General features: G+C 67.7%; 13 protein-coding genes. 5 read left to right on the top strand and 8 right to left on the bottom strand.

The annotated features are described in order from the left end of the window. Positions 1–35 precede the first annotated feature (35 nt). Complete coding sequence (locus tag ACFO0G_RS14455; RefSeq protein ID WP_376978442.1) at positions 36–965, top strand: alpha/beta fold hydrolase; 930 nt, start codon at positions 36–38, stop codon at positions 963–965. Here ACFO0G_RS14455 and atzF read toward each other — a convergent pair. From atzF to ACFO0G_RS14480, 5 genes are read right to left on the bottom strand one after another with little or no spacing between them, the layout of a single operon-like run. Beyond that, complete coding sequence (atzF, locus tag ACFO0G_RS14460) at positions 943–2,817, bottom strand: allophanate hydrolase (protein WP_376978444.1); 1,875 nt, start codon at positions 2,815–2,817, stop codon at positions 943–945. The genes ACFO0G_RS14455 and atzF overlap by 23 nt on opposite strands. Continuing rightward, positions 2,814–6,527: an urea carboxylase gene (uca, locus tag ACFO0G_RS14465; protein WP_376978446.1), complete on the bottom strand. Its 3,714-nt coding sequence runs from the start codon at positions 6,525–6,527 to the stop codon at positions 2,814–2,816. Before uca ends, atzF begins: the two co-directional genes overlap by 4 nt. After that, entirely contained in the window at positions 6,524–7,219 is a 696-nt protein-coding gene (locus ACFO0G_RS14470) for an urea amidolyase associated protein UAAP2 (protein ID WP_376978448.1), read from the bottom strand. The genes uca and ACFO0G_RS14470 overlap by 4 nt, the downstream gene beginning before the upstream one ends. Continuing rightward, positions 7,216–8,094 (bottom strand): urea amidolyase associated protein UAAP1, encoded by an 879-nt coding sequence (locus ACFO0G_RS14475; RefSeq protein ID WP_376978450.1) that lies wholly within the window; start codon positions 8,092–8,094, stop codon positions 7,216–7,218. Before ACFO0G_RS14475 ends, ACFO0G_RS14470 begins: the two co-directional genes overlap by 4 nt. 41 nt (positions 8,095–8,135) lie before the next feature. After that, positions 8,136–9,638, bottom strand: a complete 1,503-nt coding sequence (locus ACFO0G_RS14480) for an amino acid permease (protein ID WP_376978452.1) — start codon at positions 9,636–9,638, stop codon at positions 8,136–8,138. A 239-nt stretch (positions 9,639–9,877) separates the two neighbouring features. Here ACFO0G_RS14480 and ACFO0G_RS14485 point away from each other — a divergent pair, with 239 nt between their 5' ends. After that, positions 9,878–10,549: a TetR/AcrR family transcriptional regulator gene (locus ACFO0G_RS14485; protein WP_376978454.1), complete on the top strand. Its 672-nt coding sequence runs from the start codon at positions 9,878–9,880 to the stop codon at positions 10,547–10,549. Positions 10,550–10,607: 58 nt separating this feature from the next. Continuing rightward, positions 10,608–11,444 (top strand): alpha/beta fold hydrolase, encoded by an 837-nt coding sequence (locus tag ACFO0G_RS14490; RefSeq protein ID WP_286400975.1) that lies wholly within the window; start codon positions 10,608–10,610, stop codon positions 11,442–11,444. A 63-nt stretch (positions 11,445–11,507) separates the two neighbouring features. Here ACFO0G_RS14490 and ACFO0G_RS14495 read toward each other — a convergent pair whose 3' ends face one another. Beyond that, entirely contained in the window at positions 11,508–13,022 is a 1,515-nt protein-coding gene (locus ACFO0G_RS14495) for an MDR family MFS transporter (RefSeq protein WP_376978457.1), read from the bottom strand. A gap of 123 nt (positions 13,023–13,145) precedes the next feature. Further along, entirely contained in the window at positions 13,146–13,712 is a 567-nt protein-coding gene (locus ACFO0G_RS14500) for a type 1 glutamine amidotransferase domain-containing protein (RefSeq protein ID WP_286400971.1), read from the bottom strand. A gap of 308 nt (positions 13,713–14,020) precedes the next feature. Between ACFO0G_RS14500 and ACFO0G_RS14505 the strand changes: the two genes are divergently transcribed. Beyond that, positions 14,021–15,676: an HNH endonuclease signature motif containing protein gene (locus tag ACFO0G_RS14505; protein WP_376978460.1), complete on the top strand. Its 1,656-nt coding sequence runs from the start codon at positions 14,021–14,023 to the stop codon at positions 15,674–15,676. Positions 15,677–15,734: 58 nt separating this feature from the next. Here the strand turns inward: ACFO0G_RS14505 and ACFO0G_RS14510 are convergent, their stop codons facing one another. Beyond that, positions 15,735–16,409, bottom strand: coding sequence for a TetR/AcrR family transcriptional regulator (locus ACFO0G_RS14510; RefSeq protein ID WP_376978462.1), 675 nt, complete (start codon positions 16,407–16,409; stop codon positions 15,735–15,737). Between the two features lie 129 nt (positions 16,410–16,538). On the opposite strand from ACFO0G_RS14510, the gene ACFO0G_RS14515 reads away from it, so the two are divergent. After that, positions 16,539–16,805 (top strand): hypothetical protein, encoded by a 267-nt coding sequence (locus tag ACFO0G_RS14515; protein WP_376978464.1) that lies wholly within the window; start codon positions 16,539–16,541, stop codon positions 16,803–16,805. The last annotated feature ends 11 nt before the right edge of the window (positions 16,806–16,816 follow it).

Here is a 16,816-nt window from a genome sequence, read left to right on the forward strand (position 1 = left end):
AGCTGCCGCGCAGGCTTGCTGCCTAGGATGGATGGGTGAAAGAACAGGTCCTTCCAACGCACGACGGCGGCAGGCTGGCTTTGTACAGCTACGGCGCCGAGGATGCGCCGGGCGAAAAGCGGGTACTGCTGATCGGGGGCGCGTTCCTCACGGCCCTGATCTACCGCCCGTTCTCTATTGCGCTGGCGAAGGGCCTGGGCGACGGCTGGGCGGTGGATGTGTATGACCGCCGGGGCAGGGGAAACTCGTCCGAACAGCCGCCTGACTACAGCATGGCCACTGAGATCGAGGATGTCCGGACTGTCCTCACCGCCACCGGCGCCCGGAACATCCTGGGCCACAGCCTGGGCGGATCCGTGGCGCTGAACGCGGTGCAGGAGTTCACGGGGACACCGTTCGTCCCGGACAAGCTGGCGGTGTACGACGCCGCAGTCAACATCGACGGCAGCATCGACACCAGGTGGCTGGACGGGTTCGAGGACGCCGTCAACAACGGCAAGGTGGGCCATGCCCTGGCCCACATGAAGAAGGCCACAAGCCCGGGCTCGGCCATGGCGAGGATTCCGGAACCCGTCCTGGCCGGCCTGATGGCGGTTTTGTCCCGGACCAAGGTGAACACCATTTTCCGGCAGGTGATGCCCAGCGGCGTGGGTGAGCTGCGCGCGGCCTACGACGAAAAAGACCACGCCCGGGACTTTAGCGTGCTCCCGCCGGGCACCCACTTCATGGCCGGCGGGAAGAGCCCCAGCTATTACCGGGTGACTGCCGAGCGGCTCCACGCAGCCGTCCCGGGCAGCACCTACCAGCTCTCCCCCAAGTGCTTCCATGGTTCCGTCCCGGCAGCGGTCAAGGAACTGGTGGAGGCCATCGCCGCTTACTTCAAGGACGAACGTCCGGACGGGGCCAACCCCGACGATGATTCCCGCCCGGACCAGGCCGGCGCTATCCCCGTTCCCCGCGGCTGAAGCCCGCCAACGCTGCTTCCCCGAGGTTCCGCCACACTGTGCGCGGCTTCGGTTCCACGCTCCGGTCCGCCAGCCAGTCGCCCCACGCGGTGATGTCCTCCCCGCCCGCAGCGGCAACGGCATCACAGGCAAACCCGACGCCGGTGGTCCCGTCAGAGAGCACCACTGAGCCCAGCAGCATGGGTTCGGGAAGCCCCGCCAGGAACGTCCCCAAAGCCGCCGGGGACAGCAGCCACCGCTCCCCCGCCAGCTCCGCGCCATCGTCGGACCGGTAAACGCCGGGCTTGGCCGGCACGGTATCAAGCGCCACCATCCGGTAGCGCGCTGCCGTCCGGACCGCACCATCCCAGAAGGCCCCAAGTTCCTCCAGCTGCGGCGCCAGCGGCTGTCCTTTACGGTGCGCCCCGACCACAACCAGCGGCACGGCCACCGCGCCCGCGGCCATCGGCCAGGGAACGGACGACGACGGCTGGCCGGCTTCCGGAATGGGTCCGCCTATGTCGCCGGCAACGGCAGCTCCGGCGGCGAAGAGTTCCGGCGCCGGCGGCGTAGTTTCGATGCGGTGTGCGATATCCGCAGCCACGGCGTCGTCGAAGGTCCGGCCCACCACCGTAAGTCCGAACTGGGCGCCGTCCACTTCCCCGGCGGGGACGGCCACGGCGCACAGATCGAACAGGTTGCAGAAGTTGGTGTAGGTGCCCATCAGCGAGTTCACGCCCACGGGGTCCGCAGCAACTTCGGCCAGCGTGGGGTGGAAGGGCGCCGTGGGAACCAGCAGTGCGTCGAAGCCTTCCAGCCGGTCCATGGCCCTGGTCTTCAGCTCCTCCAGCCGGGCGGTATCGGCGACGTACCGGTGCGCGGGCACTGTGCCGGCCGCGCTGATGATGCCCTGCACCGTGGGATCAATGCCCGCACTGTCCGCGGCGCCGTCGGCCGTTTCAACTGTCGCAGCATCCACGAAGCTGCCCACGGCGGCGTAGCGCTCTGCCACCAGCCCGCCGTCGTACAGCAGGCGGGCGGCCTTGAGGAAGTCGTCGAATTCGATCGGTTCGGCGTCCACCCCGGACGCCTGCAGCCGGTTAACCTGCCGGTCGAATTCCGCCGCCCACTCCGGTGGCAGGGCAGGCAGGTTTGCCGGGTAAGCCAGGCGGGGCCGGGACGGCGCAGCGAGCCGGATGTCCGCCGGCCAGGCCCGGGAGGTTCCGGCCATGACGCCCATGGCGAGTTCGGCGGTGGCCAGGTGCCGGGCGAAGATGGTGACCGCGTCCCAGGACCGGCAGGCCGGCACCACCCCGGCCGTGGAGACCACGTTGAGGGTGGCCTTGATCCCGACGATGCCCTGCAGGCCGGCCGGGACCCGTCCCGAACCGGCAGTGTCCGTCCCGATCGCGATGTCCGCCAGTCCCAGCGCCACCGCAACAGCGGAGCCGGAGCTGGAGCCGCCGGAAATGTGGTCCGGGCGGCGGGAGTCGCGGACCGCACCGTAGGGACTCCGCGTTCCCACCAGTCCGGTGGCGAACTGGTCCAGGTTGGTGGCGCCCAGGACCAGGGCCCCGGCGGCGCGCAGCCGGGCCACGGCTTCGGCGTCCTCGTCCGGTGTATAGGCGAAGCCGGGGCAGGCGGCGGTGGTGGGGATGCCTGCCACGTCAACGTTGTTCTTGACGGCGAGCAGGAGTCCGGCCAAGGGGAGGCCCGCGCCGCCTGACACGGCGGTATCGATTTTGGCGGCCTCGGCCAGGAGGTCCTCCCGGCCGCGGAGGGTGATCCAGATTTCCGGCCGGTCCACGGCGTCGATGGCTGCGAGCGCTGCCCTGACGCGGCGGGTGGCGCTGCCGGTGACGGTGTTGCTCATACCGTTGCCCCTTCCAGTTCGAGTGCTTCCAGCTCCGCAGTTGCAGGTTCACTGCCGCCCAGGACCACCACTGCTTCGCCGGCCACCACCTGCGAACCGGCGGCCGGCAGGACGCGGAGCACCACGCCGTCGCAGGGCGCTTCCAGGACGGTTTCCATCTTCATCGCCTCCAGCGAGACCAGCGGCTGGCCCTTGGCCACGCGGTCGCCTTCCGCCACGTCCACCTTCCAGACGCTGGCGGCGAACGGTGCCGAGACCAGCGAACCGCCCTCCGGAGCCTCCACTTCGCCTGCATCAGGGGCAACGACGGCGGCGAGCGCCTCCGCGCGGTCGAACTCGCCGGCGTCGGCCCAGGCCTGCCGTTCCACGGCGAAGGCTGCGCCCTGCTTTTCCCGGAACACCTCGATTGACTCTCGGTTCTCCGCCAGGAATGCCTCGTGCTCCGCCAGGGAGAAGGTGCCGTCCTCGATCTGAACGCCCCGTCCCCTGCCAGCGGCCATGTCCGCGCGCAGGTCCAGGAGTTCCTCCGGGCTGACCGGATACCAGGAAATCCGGTCGAAAAAGCGCAGCAGCCAGGGCGATCCCGGCTCGAACGGTGCGGAGTCGGCGTAGCGGGACCACACCTGGGTGGTGCGGCCCACGAACTGGTAACCGCCGGGGCCTTCCATGCCGTAGATGCACATGTACGCCCCGCCGATGCCCACGGCATTCTCCGGCGTCCACGTGCGCGCCGGGTTGTATTTCGTGGTGACCAGGCGGTGCCGGGGGTCCAGCGGCGTGGCCACGGGGGCGCCGAGGTAGACGTCGCCGAGGCCCAGGACCAGGTATTCGGCGTTGAAGACGGTGTCGAAGACCTCGCTAACGGAGTCCAGGCCATTGATGCGCCGGATGAACTCGATGTTCCACGGGCACCAGGGGGCGTCGTCGCGGACACCCGCCATGTACCGTTCGATGGCCTCGCGGGTGGCGGGATCGTCCCAGGACAGCGGCAGCCGGACGGTGCGGCTGGGAACCACCAGTTCTGAGCTGGCGGGCAACGCGGCCTCGACCTCCTGGACCAGGTCCAGCAGGCGGGTGGTGGACAGGACGGACGGGTCCACCTTGATCTGCAGCGACCGGATCCCCGGGGTCAGGTCCACGACGCCGGGAACACGCAATGCCTCGATGTGCTGGTGCAGGGCGTGGACCCGGGCGCGCAGGCCAAGGTCCAGCACCATCTCGCCGTATTCGACCAGCAGGTTGTCATCGCCGGAGCGGCGGTAGGTGACCGCCGGCCGGCCGGAGCCTTCCGGCACCCGGCCCAGCACGCCGTCGTCGCCATCTCCCTGGAACGAACGGGCCGGAACGCCGAGCGATGGGGTTGCCGACCACCCTGCGTCGCCCGGCAGCACCAGCTGCCGGCCAGGTCCCAGGTCCTTGGCCGACGGCGCCTGGTTGGCTTTGATGGGCACAAAGCGGACTTTGTCCCCCGGGCGCAACTGGCCCAGCTTCCAGCGCTCGGCGGTCACCACGGTGACCGAGCAGACGAAGCCGCCCAGGCTGGGCCCATCCGGGCCGAGCAGGATGGGGGTGTCGCCGGTGAAGTCCAGGGCGCCCACGGAGTAGGCGGTGTCGTGGATGTTGGACGGGTGCAGGCCTGCCTCGCCGCCGTCGGTCCGCGCCCAGCGGGGCTTGGGTCCGATGAGCCGGACGCCGGTGCGGGCGGAGTTGAAGTGCACCTCGTACTCCGCGGCGTACAGTTCGTCGATGTCTTCGCGGCGGAAGAACTCCGGGGCGCCGTGCGGGCCTTCGGCAACTGCCAGCTCCCAGGTGGACGTCAGGGCGGGGCGGCTGTCCAGCGGCACCGCAGTTCCCGGGGCGTGACCCGCCGGGCCCTTTACCGTGCGAAGGACGTCGCCTGCCCGCAGGACCCGCCCGGCGTGGCCGCCGAACTGGCCCAGGGTGAAGGTGGAGGCGCTGCCAAGGTATTCCGGGATATCCAGTCCGCCCTGGAACAGGATGTAACCGCGCAGGCCCTTCCCGCCGGCCGTGCCGACGTCGAGCGTTCCTCCCGCGGGGACCGTGACGGGGGCCCACGCGGGCACCTCCGCACCCTCGACGGTCACCGTTACTTCCGCGCCGGTGACGCATACGGTGGTGGCGTGGGTGAAGGTCAGGCTGGGGCCGGTCATGGTGAATTCCAGGCCGGGGGCGCCTTCCGGGTTGCCCAGGGCCGTGTTGCCCAGACGGAAGGAAAGATCGTCCATGGGGCCGCTCGGCGGAACGCCGATCTGCCACAGCCCGGTGCGCCCGGGCCAGTCCTGGACGCTGGTCTGCAGGCCGGGGCGGTTCACGGTGATGCGCGGTTCCGGATCCCCCACGTTGTCCAGCGTGCTGGTGGAGTGCAGGACGCTGCGGACCACGTCCATTCCACTGACGGCCCGGAGCATGCCGAGGTTGGTTTCGATGCCGTCGATGCGGGTGTTTTCCAGGGCTGCCGCGAGCCGGTCGAGGGCGTCTTCGCGGCTTGCGCCGGAGGTGATGATCTTGCCCAGGAGGGGGTCGTAGTTGGTGGCCACCTCGGTCCCGGTTTCCACCCAGGCGTCCACCCTCGCTTGGTCCGCTGTGGGGTAGGCGGCATTGGTGACGGTTCCCGCGCTGGGCTGGAACCCGCGGGCCGGATCCTCGGCGTAGACGCGGGCTTCTACGGCGTGGCCGGCCACGGGCAGGGCGTCCGGGACGTCGGCGAGGAAGACCTTGGCGTCCGGGCCGCCCTGGGCCAGGCGAAGCATCCATTCCACCAGGTCGACGCCGGTGACGGCTTCGGTGACAGGGTGTTCCACCTGGAGGCGGGCGTTGACTTCCAGGAAGGAGGCTTCCTTGCGGGCGGGGTCGTAGACGAATTCGACGGTGCCGGCGGAGCGGTAGTTAAGGGAGGCGCACAGGGCACGGGATGTGCGGTGCAGTTCCGCCCGCAGATCATCGGGGAGGTCCGGGGCAGGTGCCTCCTCGAGGACCTTCTGGTGGCGGCGCTGGAGCGAGCAGTCCCGGTCGCCGAGGCTCACCACCCGGCCCTCGCCGTCGCCGAAGACCTGCACTTCCACGTGGCGGGCGTTTTCCACGTACCGTTCGGCGAACACGCCCGCGGTGCCGAAGCTGGCACGAGCCAGCCGGGCCACGCGGGGAAAGCTTTCGGCCAGCTCCGCCTCGGAACGGCAGACGGTCATGCCGATGCCACCGCCACCGCCGGTGGCCTTGAGCATCAGCGGGAAGCCGATTTCCTTGCCGGCCGTGACCGCGGCGTCCACGTCCTCCAGCAGCCCGGACCCCGCGATCATCGGCACCCCGGCCGCACGGGCGGCGTCGCGCGCTGTGTGCTTGGTACCGAAGATGCGCAGCTGGTCAGGCGTGGGGCCCACGAAAACAAGTCCGGCTGCTTGCACGGCCTCGGCGAAGTCCGCGTCCTCTGACAGGAACCCGTAACCGGGGTGGATGGCGCCCGCGCCGGTGGCCTTGGCAGCTTCCAGGATCGCGTCGACGCGGAGGTAGGACTCTTTGGCGGGCGCGGGTCCCAGGAGCACGGCCTCGTCGGCGAGCCGGACGTGCCTGGCGCCGCGGTCCGCCTCCGAGAAGACGGCAATGGTGCGCAAGCCCAGTTTCCCGGCGGAGTCGATGATGCGGCAGGCGATCTCGCCGCGGTTGGCGATCAGCAGGGTGTCAAAGGTACTCATCGTGCAGCCTCCGGCCTTGTGACGATCATGCGGACAGGCGTGGGGTTGAACCCGTTGCAGGGGTTGTTGATCTGCGGGCAGTTGGAGACGAGCACAAGGGTGTCCACCTCGGCACGGAGGGCCACGCGCTTGCCGGGGGCGGAGAGTCCGTCCACGATGCCCAAGGCGCCGTCCGGGTCCACCGGCACGTTCATGAACCAGTTGATGTTGGACACCAGGTCCCGCTTGCCCAGGCCCCAGCGCGAGCCCTCGATCAGGAAGTTCTCCAGGCAGGCGTGCTGCTCCCGGGTGTGCTGGCCGTAGCGGAGCGTGTTGGACTCCTGCGAGCAGGCGCCCCCGATGGTGTCGTGCACGCCTACCTCATCTGCCACCACGGTCATGAGGGGTGCGCCGGTGTCGGCCCGGAGGACCGATCCTGCGGTGAGGACGATGGACTGCTGCGCTGCGATCGTTGCGGGGGCGGAGTAGCGGACGGTGGTGTCGGCCGCGCAGTACAGCAGGCAATCGACGGCTTGGTTGCCTTCAAGGTCCACGATGGTCAGCACGTCGCCTGCCGCCACCACTGCCGACCACGGTCCGCGGGCTTCGACGAATTCGTCCAGGATCACGGTGCCGGCGGCGAGCGCGGTGTCGGCGGCCTTTGGGGCAGGTTTGGTGTCCGCGGGGGTTTCGGTGAAAGTGGCGGTGTTCATCGGGCGTTCCTTGCGGTGAGGTCGTGGTCGGTGTTGCGGAGGGCCTGCAGGTGTTCGGGGGCCAGCGGGCCGGTGAGGCGCCCGGCTTCCAGTTCCCCGAGGTCCCTGGGCGCGTGCCAGGCAACGATGTCGACGGCGGTGCCGGTAAAGTCCGGGCGGGGGTCCAGCGGGTGGGCGGTGTTCGCCAGGACCAGCACGGCGTCCATCTGGAGCAGGAGTTCGACGGCGGCACCCGGCCCCGCGCTTCCGGTGAAGGTAATGCTGCCGGCCGGGTCAACGGTGATGCCTTTGAAGAAGGCGAGCGACGGCGCCACATCCCTGGTGCCCAGGCCGTTCTTGAGGGCGCCCAGGGTAAGCAGTTCGCGGGCTGCCGGGGAGGCGCTGTGGGCGGTCCCGGCTCCGTACTTCGCCGTGTTGCCGGTGAGGGTGGTGGCGCCAGTGAGGGCATCGTGCCGGCTGGAGGTGTCCTCGACGATGGTGGCCATGAGCCGGCCGGCTTCGGACAGCAGCGGGTGCCCGGCGCCAGGGTAGGCCTGCCACGGGACCTTGACGGTGTCCGCGATGTTCAGCCGCTCGTGCAGGTTGCCGGCGCGGTAGAGGAGGGCGTGCACACACGCGTCGCCGGCAGTGTCGGTGAGCCGGATCCGGGTGCCCCGGGCCAGCGCCATGGTGGTGTAGCGGCCAAAGGCGAGGGATTCCGCCCAAGTGGGTATCACGCCGTCGGGCGCTCCGGCCAAAAGGTGCGAGGGGGCGGAAGCTGCCGGCACGTGGCGCATGGTGTCCGCCGTCTTGCCGTGCTGTTCCCTGGCGTGGGCACGGGCGCCGGCCGTCGTGGCCGTCCCGCTGGTGACTGGTGTTTCGAGGGTCTGTGTCATGTCAGTCCTGTACTTGGTGGAAGTTCGTGGAGTTCTGGGTCTCAGGCCTTGGCTGCCAGGTTCCGCTGCCGGACCCAGACGCCCAGGAGCAGGACGGCGGCGACCATCAGCGGTGCGGACCAGAGGAGGAGTCCGTTCTCGCCGGTGGGGTCGTACACCTCGGGCCTGGGCCAGGCGAGGTTGACCACCATGAGGCCGCCGTAGAGGACGGCAAGGATGTTGACGGGAAGGCCCCAGCGGCCGAGGGAGAAGAGGCCTGCCGGCATGGTCTGCCCCACCCGGTCCCAGTCGCCGCGGAGGCGGTTGAGCAGCTGCGGGACGGTGACCAGGAGGTAGGCGATGTAGACCATGACGATGCAGACGCTGCACAGGGTGGTGAACAGGGCCGCATTGCCAACGTTGATGGCCAGCACTCCCACTGCCAGGGCGCCGATCACTATGGAGGGCCACATCGGGGTGCCGCGGGTGGGGTGGACGGAGGAGAGAAGGGCCGACGCCGGGAGCTTGCCATCGCGGGCCATGGAGAACACCAGCCGGGAACCGGCTGTCTGGATGGCCAGGGTGCAGACGAAGATGGCGATGGCCACGTCCACCAGCAGGACCTTGCCCCAGAACGTGCCCAGGACAGCGGTGAGGACGTAGGGCAGGCCTTCGGTAGCCAGGCGGCCGTCGTCCAGGCTGGGCGCCGCCATCAGGGCGGTGATGATCATCAGCGCGCCGCCGATGCCGGAAATGAGGAGGGCGGAGAGGATGGTCCGCGGTGCGGTGCGACGCGGGTCCTTGGTTTCCTCGGACAGCTCGCCGGCGGAGTTGAAGCCCACCATCACGTAGGCGGCCATCAGTCCTGAAACCAGGAAGGCTCCCACGGCGCCCAGGTCGGAGCCCTGCAGCACGGTGGTGTCCGCGACAACTTCCGGTCCGCGCTGGGCGGCGCTGATGAGGGCCAGGATGACGGCGGCAACGCCCACGATCTCGCAGGTGACCCCCACCGAGTTCACGTGGGCCATGAGCTTGACGCCCAGGGAGTTGATGATGGTGGTGGCCACCAGGAGCACGGCGCCAAGGACCACGGCGTTGCTGGCGCCGGTCACGGTGTTGAGTGCGGGGTCGCCGCCCACCACCTGGAAGCCGTCCCAAAGTTGGGGCAGGACCACCTGCAGGGCGATGGCCGCGGCAGCCGCGGTCACCACCTGCGCGATGGCCATGAACCAGCCGGCGAACCAGCCGACGCCTTCTCCCCCGACGCGCCGCGCCCACTGGTACACGGCGCCGGAGAGGGGGTAGCGGGCGGCGAGTTCGGCGAAGTTCAGGGCGACCAGCAGCTGGCCTACCAGGACAACGGGCCAGGTCCAGAAGAACGCGGGCCCGGCGAACGAGTAACCGAACGCGAAGAGCTGGAAGATGGTGGTGAGGATCGACACGAAGGAGAAGCCGGCGGCAAAGGAAGCGTAGCGGCCGAGCTTTCGGTGGAGGGTGGGCTGGTAGCCAAGGGACGTCAGGTCTGCATCGTCCTGGTGGACGGTGGGAAGAACGGTTGAGGTCATCGGGAATCTCCGGGCTGGAAAGGGATTGTGGGGCAAAGCCTCCCGGCACTGCAGCGCTCGGCCGAAGGCTGCTGATTACCGGTCAATTGATAGTTTTCCAGCGGGATGTCCCCAAACAGTTTCACCTCTGTAAAAGGCGGATAGACATCTTGTTTCGCGCAGATTTCCGTACCCTCACAACGGTGGCAGGCCCTTCCCGGGCTGTCCTTTGGTCCCGTCCGTGGTGCAAGAATGAGGCCGTGACTTCAGCAGGACCGGGACGTCCCCGCCACCAGCAGCCCTCGCGGCCAGGCGCCACCGCCCGCGATGAAATCCTCGACGCCGCGGCGGAACTGTTCACCACCCAGGGCTTTGCCAGCACCTCCACCCGCTCCATCGCGGACGCCGTGGGCATCCGGCAGTCATCCCTCTACCACCACTTCAAAACCAAGGACGACATTCTCGAGGACCTGCTGGAGGGAACCGTGTCCGGCAGCCTGAAGTTCGCCCGCGCAGTTGCCGCGTTGCCCGCCGACCGTCCTGACACGGAAAGCCCGGCTGGAAGCCGTCTGCACGCCGTCGCGCTTTATGACGGAACCCAGCTGTGCAGCGCCCGGTGGAATCTTGGCGTCCTGTACCACCTGCCCGAGGTACGCACCACGCGCTTCGCCCGGTTCCTCAGCCACCGCCAGGAACTCCGGCGGCTGTACGGGGAGCTGGGCGGCGGGCTGTCGGCGACCGCCGCTGGTCCGGACGGGGGCGACTTCACCTTCCGGCTGGTCGAATCGCTGATCTATCTGCGTGCCGATGGTGCCGTGACGGCGGAGTCCGCACTGCAGGCAGCGGACGCGGGACTGATCCTCTGCGGACGCGGGGACCACCTGCCGGCCATCCGCGCAGCAAGCCAGGGCTTGATCAACCAACTGGCGTGAGCTGGAGACGCCCGCGTCCGTGATGCCCCCACCCAGCTTGCTCGGCTAGGCTCGGACCATGACGCGAGAGAACATCAGGACCCCCGACGGCGGCACTGTGGAGCTCTTTTCCACCGGCGCGGACATGGCTTCGGCAGGTTCGGGCGTGGTGGTGGTGCCGCCCTCCATGGTCACGGCCGCTGACTACACCAAGTTTGCCCAGAAACTGAGCGCCTCGCTGGGCCGGCCGGTGCACACCTTCAACCGGCGCGGCCGCGGTTCGTCGTCGCCGCAGCCGGAGGACTACACGCTGGACGTGGACATCCGGGACCTGGACACCGTCATGAAGCACACCTCCAGCACGGACGTCTTTGGGCACAGCTTCGGCGGGGCGGTCGCCCTGCACGCCGCGCGGACCCTCCCCGTGGAACGGCTCGCCGTCTACGACCCCGCCGTGTCAGTGAACGGCAGCGTCACCGCCACTTGGATCGCCGAGTACGAGAAGGCCATTGCCGCCGGCGACGATGACCGCGCCCTCGCCGTGATCCAGCGCGGCCTGGAAGCCGGTGGATCCTTCTCATCGCGCATGCCGCTCTCCATGCTCACCCTGGCCAACAAGCTCACGGCCGGCACCACTGAAGGGAAGCAGCAGCGCGAACTCATGCGCACCGGCGTGCGGGAGATCAAGGCCATCATCGCGGCGGACATGCCTGCGGAGCCGTTCCTGGACCTGCCCTTGGAGACGCTGATCGTGGTGGGCGAAAAGAGCCCGGCCTACTTCGGCATCGCCTGCGGGCAAATCCACGACGTATTGTCCGGCTCCAGCTACACCATCCTGCCCGGCTTCGGCCACGACGGCGCCATCAAGGCCCCGGACAAGCTGATCAAGGAACTGAGCGACTTCTTCGCCGGTTGAACCGGCACGAAAAGGCCGTTGCCCCACTGGGAGCAACGGCCTTCTTGGTTGAGCCTGGACCCGTCAGTGTCCTGCGCCGTGGCCCGGACCGGCGCCTTCGGTCTTGCGCATCATGGCAGAAAGCACGACGGCGGCGAGGGCTATGACGGTTGCCGTCATGAAGGCGGCGCTCATCCCTGCGACGAGGCCTGAGGCCGCGCTGACCACGGCGAAGATGGACACCAGCAGTGCCGTACCGGCGGCGCCGGCCACCTGCTGGGTGGTGCTCATGATCGCCGACCCATGGGAATAGAGGTGCGGCGGCAGCGGGTTCAGGCCGGTGGTGAAGGCAGGGGTGAACAGCAGCGCCAGGCCGAAACTCAGCCCCACGTGCAGGGTGACGATCCACCAAACTGCCGTGCCGGCGTCGAGCATTGAAAACTGCCAGAGGGTCACCACCATCAGGATGGATCCGGTGACGGTGAGGGGCAGCGGGCCCACTTTGTCGAACGCGCGGCCGATGACCGGGCCCAGCAGGCCCATGGCCAGGCCGCCGGGGAGCAGCACAAGGCCGGTTTCAAGCGAGCCAAGGCCGCGGACCTGCTGCAGGTAGAGCGGCAGCAGGATGACCCCGCCGAACAGGGCCATCATGGCCACGACCATGAGCAGGACCGAGACGGTGAACATCCGGAAATTGAAGGCGCGCAGGTTCAGAAGGGGCGCTTCGCCCTTCTGCAGCCGGACCTGGCGGAGCACGAACACCGTCAGGGCAGCGACACCGATCACCAGGGCCGCGATGGCTCCGGCACCCGGACCTGCCTGGCCGCCGTGGCCGCCGCCGATCTGGCTGAGCCCGTAAACCAGGCCGCCGAAGGCGGGGACCGTGAGGACAACCGAGAGTGCGTCCAGCTTCCCCTTTTCCGTTTCGCCCACGTTGGTCAGGTACTTCGCGCCGATGGCCAGCGCCGCGAGGGCCACCGGCAGGACGAAGACGAACATGAAGCGCCAGGTGAAGTGCTCCAGGATCAAGCCGGAAACGGTGGGACCCATGGCCGGGGCGACTGAGATGGCAATGCTTACGTTGCCCATGACGGCGCCGCGCTTGGCGAGGGGAACCAGGGTGAGGATGGTGGTCATCAGCAGCGGCAGCATGATGGCCGTGCCGCCGGCCTGGATGATGCGGGCCAGCAGGAGGACCTCGAACCCGGGGGCAACTGCCGCCAGCGCCGTTCCGCCGGCGAACAATCCCATGGCCAGCAGGAAGACTGCCCGGGTGGAGAGGCGCTGGAGGATGAAGCCTGTGGTGGGAATGACCACGGCCATGGTGAGCATGAAGCCGGTGGACAGCCACTGGACTGTGGGGGCGTCCACGCGAAGGTCCACCATGAGCCGCTGCAGGGCGACGTTCATGATGGTCTCGTTGAGGATCACCACGAACGTCGCCACCAGCAGCGTGCTGATGATGGTCACTGCTTCCCGCGACATCTTCTCCGGCGCTGCAGGCTGCTGTCCTTGGCGGACTCCACCGCGGATTTCGTCGCGGGTTCCTTCGCCTGGGCCGGGCTGGGCGCCGGCGTTCGGAGAGACTTCGGTAGACATGGGTGTTCCCTCAGGGGTGTTTGGATGAGTGATGCGCGGTCAGCGCCGCTGCAGATTCCAACACTCTACCCGCTGGAGTAATTCCTCCATACGGGTTTAAAAACCCTGAGGGAACTTTAGGGGTTAGGCAGTCTGGCCCGCGTGCTGGCCTTCGGAGATCTCCTCCACCAGCTTGTTGTTGAAGGCAGGGAGGTCGTCCGGGTTCCGGCTGGTCACCAGCCCCTGGTCCACCACCACTTCCTCGTCAGTCCAGTTGGCGCCCGCGTTCTTCAGGTCTGTCTCCAGCGTGAAGTAGGACGTGACGTTCCGGCCCTTGATCACGCCGGCCTCGATCAGCAGCCAGGGTCCGTGGCAGATCGATGCCACCGGCTTGTGCTGTTCGAAGAAGCTGCGGGTGAAGTTTTGCGCGTCCTTGTCGACGCGCAGGTGGTCCGCGTTGACGACGCCGCCGGGAAGTACCAGGGCGTCGAAGTCTGAGGCGTTGGCGTCGGCGACCGTCATGTCGACGTCGAAGGTATCGCCCTTGTCCGTGCCGTTGTAGCCCTGCAGCTTGCCGCTCTTGGGAGCCACCAGGGTGGGCTCGCCGCCGGCGTCTTTCACTGCCTGCCAGGGACTGGTGAGCTCTACCTGCTCCACGCCGTCAGTCAGCAGGAATGCGACCTTCTTGCCTGCGATGCTGTGCTCTGACATTGTTCCTCCTCGCCTGAGGCGGTCCGCGGCCCTTAGGCGCGCAGCAACCGCCCGAGAGTTGATTGCCTGACGTGTTCCAGCCTAGGAAATCCGAAAGTAATAAGCAAGCTGACTATCTTGGGGGCGGCGGCTTGGAGATTCCCGCGCTGCGCAAGTTCCTTTTCGCCTCGGATATTTGGGGTTCGACAAAGAGCCTTCGCATCGAAAACGTACGACGGCGGCGGCACGGGTTGAGTGCGCCGGCCTGCCTGCACGGGTCCGGCGCCAGCGAGGCTCACAATGTCACACCCTCGCTGGATGATTCTCTTATGGGAATCAGCAGCGGCGTTGGAGTGGTCTTGGAAGGTGTTCCTGCCTCCGTGGCTGCCCTTGATGCCCTGGACCGTGCAGATGCTGCCCTGGCGTCCGGTACTGCTTTCGGTTCGGAGGCTGCTGTTGGTTCCGGTGTTGATGTATTGCAGCGGCGGTATGAGATCCGGCTGGAACGGCTGGAGGTCATCGCCCGGCTGGAGGCGCGGCTGTCCGCGATGAAAGCCCGGGATGCCGCCGAGGCCGTCGGGTTTCAGCAGGCCATGACCCCGCCGGACGCCTCCCTGCACGACCGCACCTACACGGAGATGTCCGTAGTGGAGGAAATCGCCGGAGTCCTGACCATCAGCTCCGCCGCCGCCGGGGCGTTCCTGGATCATTCCCGGAAAGTCTGCTCCCTCCCGCCCGTGTTCGAGGCCCTGGCCGCCGGTGACATGTCCTGGCAGCACGCAAAGGTCATCGCCGATGAAACCGAAGGCCTAACTCCTGAGGGCGCGGTGAAGTTGGTGGCGCATTTCTTCGACCCCGCAGCACCCCACCCAGCCCGCGGCGCAGCCCCCGGTGAACTCGTCCCGTCCCGGTTCCGGGCCAAGGTCCGTGGCTGGCGCGAACGCCACCACCCCGAATCCATCGAAAAACGCCACGCCAAAGGTTGTGCTGACCGGCGCATGGAATACACCCCCGACCGCGACGGCATGGCCCGGGTCACCCTCCACCTCCCCGGCGACACCGCATGCGCCATCTGGAACCGCACCACCGCCACCGCCCGCGGCCTCCAAGGCCCCGACGAACCACGCACCATCACCCAACTCCGCCCCGACATCGCAGCGTCCCTGCTCCTCGGATCAGGAACAGCAAGCGAACTCGGCGAAGTACCCACGCCACGGGCCGATGTCCTGGTCATGGTGCCGGTACTCTCCCTGCTGGGTGCGACGGATGAGCCGGCGGTACTGGACGGCATGGGACCAATCCCGGCATCCATGGCACGCAAACTCGTCGCCGACGGGGCCGACTCCTTCTACCGGGTCCTGGTCGACCCCAACGACGGGGCACCGCTGGAAATCGGCAGGAGGAACTACCGTCTCACCGAAACCATCAAACGCTGGATCAGGATGCGCGACACCAAATGCACCTTCCCCGGCTGCACCAACCGCACCCCGGACAACGAAACCGACCACCTCCAAGCTTGGCAACACGGCGGCAGTACTGATGTCAGCAACTTGGCCCAACTCTGCCCCAAACACCACCGCCTCAAACACCACAGCCAATGGACACCAGACCCAGCCACCAACAACGACCCACCCGGCTGGACCTCACCCACCGGCCGCCACTACAAACCCGAACACCCCCACCCCGAACCCACACACTGGCCACAATGGGCGATGCCCGCCGGACTGAAGTCTCCTGGCGCCCAGGACCCCGACGCCAGATGCCGGGAAACCAAGTGTCCGGACACCAGGTGTATCGACGCCTGCTGTCTCACCATCCGCTCCGGCAATATCTGCTGCCTTGGGATCAGCCCCGAAGACCTGCCTCCCTGGGAACCGGAGGACGACAACTTCGTAGACGACCACCTCATACACCCCGACGACCTGCCACCGGGTTATCCACTCTGGGCCGAACTCCTCGCGACGCCGCTCATACCCTCCGGATGACATGGGCTCATAGTCACGCGGCGGCATGCTCGGGCCGACGCCGTTACGGCCCGTGGTGCTAACCCCTGTGGTGCTCGATCAGCCAGACTGCCATCTGCTGGGCTCGCTGTGCGGCCAGCCGGTCTCCCTCGGTGGCCGAGATGATTGAGCCCTTCATCAGGATCTGGCAGGAACGGGCAAATTCTTCAGGACGCACCAGGCCGGCTTCTTCTGCCAAAGCCTGGATATGTCCTCGGATTCTGGCCAAGTAGTCGATGCTGGCCTGGCCCAAGGGGTGGGCGGGCCCCATTTCCAGCAGGACGTTGACGAAGGAGCAGGCTTCGAAGTCATCACGCTGGAACCAGTCGCCAAACACGTCAAAAATGGCCAGCAACTGCTCCACCGGCGTACTCCCCCGGCGGCGCGCCTCAGTCAGGATGGCGTCAACCGTCCACTGCCGGTCCCGCCGCTCGAGGAACGCCAGCACCAACGAGTCCTTCGAGGGGAAATGCCGGTAAAAAGTGGCCTTGGCTACGCCGGACCGTTCGATGAGCTCGTTGACGCCAACGTCACGGATCCCCCGCCGCGAAAACAGCTCGTAAGCCACCGAAAGGATCCGCTCCGCAGGGTTGGCATGCTCTGCCGGGTTGGCAAGATCCGTGAGGTTGGCAGGCTCTGTAGGGTGGGCAGGAGCAACCGCCGCCCCGGCCGTGAGGGGCGCGGCAGACGGTGAAAAATCTGCATTGGGATCCATTGCAATTGAAGTGTACTCCGGGGCAGACAGACCGGTCTTTCCCGCTGTACTGTTTTCCTACGCGCAGTGCTTTGAAGGCCGCGTAGGCCAGACCACCGGCCGCTTGGGAATGGTGCAAGGAGGCTCCAGATGACAGCAGAGCGGATGTTCGAGGGCGTTCCGTCAGCCCCGGACCCCTGGACGTCCAGTGACACCCCTGCCGAGATCCGGCAATTCGCCCTCGAGTCCCTCCGCTGGCAGGCCCAGGAAATAATCGATGAATTGCTGGGGGACACCAACCCCGCCGAAGAACTGGCCAGGGCACGGCTTCGCCGTTGCGTCGCCCGTAACCCGGGCCAGCCGGAGAAGGCACTCCTGGAACAGTTGATGGCGAGCGAGGACGGGTTGCACTTCTAAGCGGCGGGAAG

It is taken from the genome of Arthrobacter sedimenti (assembly GCF_042652025.1).
GTDB classification, from domain to species: domain Bacteria; phylum Actinomycetota; class Actinomycetes; order Actinomycetales; family Micrococcaceae; genus Arthrobacter; species Arthrobacter sedimenti.

Excerpts from the sequence above, each read along its gene's own strand:
- atzF (WP_376978444.1), bottom strand. The coding sequence starts at position 2,817 with ATGAGCAACACCGTCACCGGCAGCGCCACCCGCCGCGTCAGGGCAGCG.
- uca (WP_376978446.1), bottom strand. The coding sequence starts at position 6,527 with ATGAGTACCTTTGACACCCTGCTGATCGCCAACCGCGGCGAGATCGCC.
- ACFO0G_RS14470 (WP_376978448.1), bottom strand. The coding sequence starts at position 7,219 with ATGAACACCGCCACTTTCACCGAAACCCCCGCGGACACCAAACCTGCC.
- ACFO0G_RS14475 (WP_376978450.1), bottom strand. The coding sequence starts at position 8,094 with ATGACACAGACCCTCGAAACACCAGTCACCAGCGGGACGGCCACGACG.
- ACFO0G_RS14480 (WP_376978452.1), bottom strand. The coding sequence starts at position 9,638 with ATGACCTCAACCGTTCTTCCCACCGTCCACCAGGACGATGCAGACCTG.
- ACFO0G_RS14490 (WP_286400975.1), top strand. The coding sequence starts at position 10,608 with ATGACGCGAGAGAACATCAGGACCCCCGACGGCGGCACTGTGGAGCTC.
- ACFO0G_RS14495 (WP_376978457.1), bottom strand. The coding sequence starts at position 13,022 with ATGTCTACCGAAGTCTCTCCGAACGCCGGCGCCCAGCCCGGCCCAGGC.
- ACFO0G_RS14500 (WP_286400971.1), bottom strand. The coding sequence starts at position 13,712 with ATGTCAGAGCACAGCATCGCAGGCAAGAAGGTCGCATTCCTGCTGACT.
- ACFO0G_RS14505 (WP_376978460.1), top strand. The coding sequence starts at position 14,021 with ATGGGAATCAGCAGCGGCGTTGGAGTGGTCTTGGAAGGTGTTCCTGCC.
- ACFO0G_RS14510 (WP_376978462.1), bottom strand. The coding sequence starts at position 16,409 with ATGGATCCCAATGCAGATTTTTCACCGTCTGCCGCGCCCCTCACGGCC.
- ACFO0G_RS14515 (WP_376978464.1), top strand. The coding sequence starts at position 16,539 with ATGACAGCAGAGCGGATGTTCGAGGGCGTTCCGTCAGCCCCGGACCCC.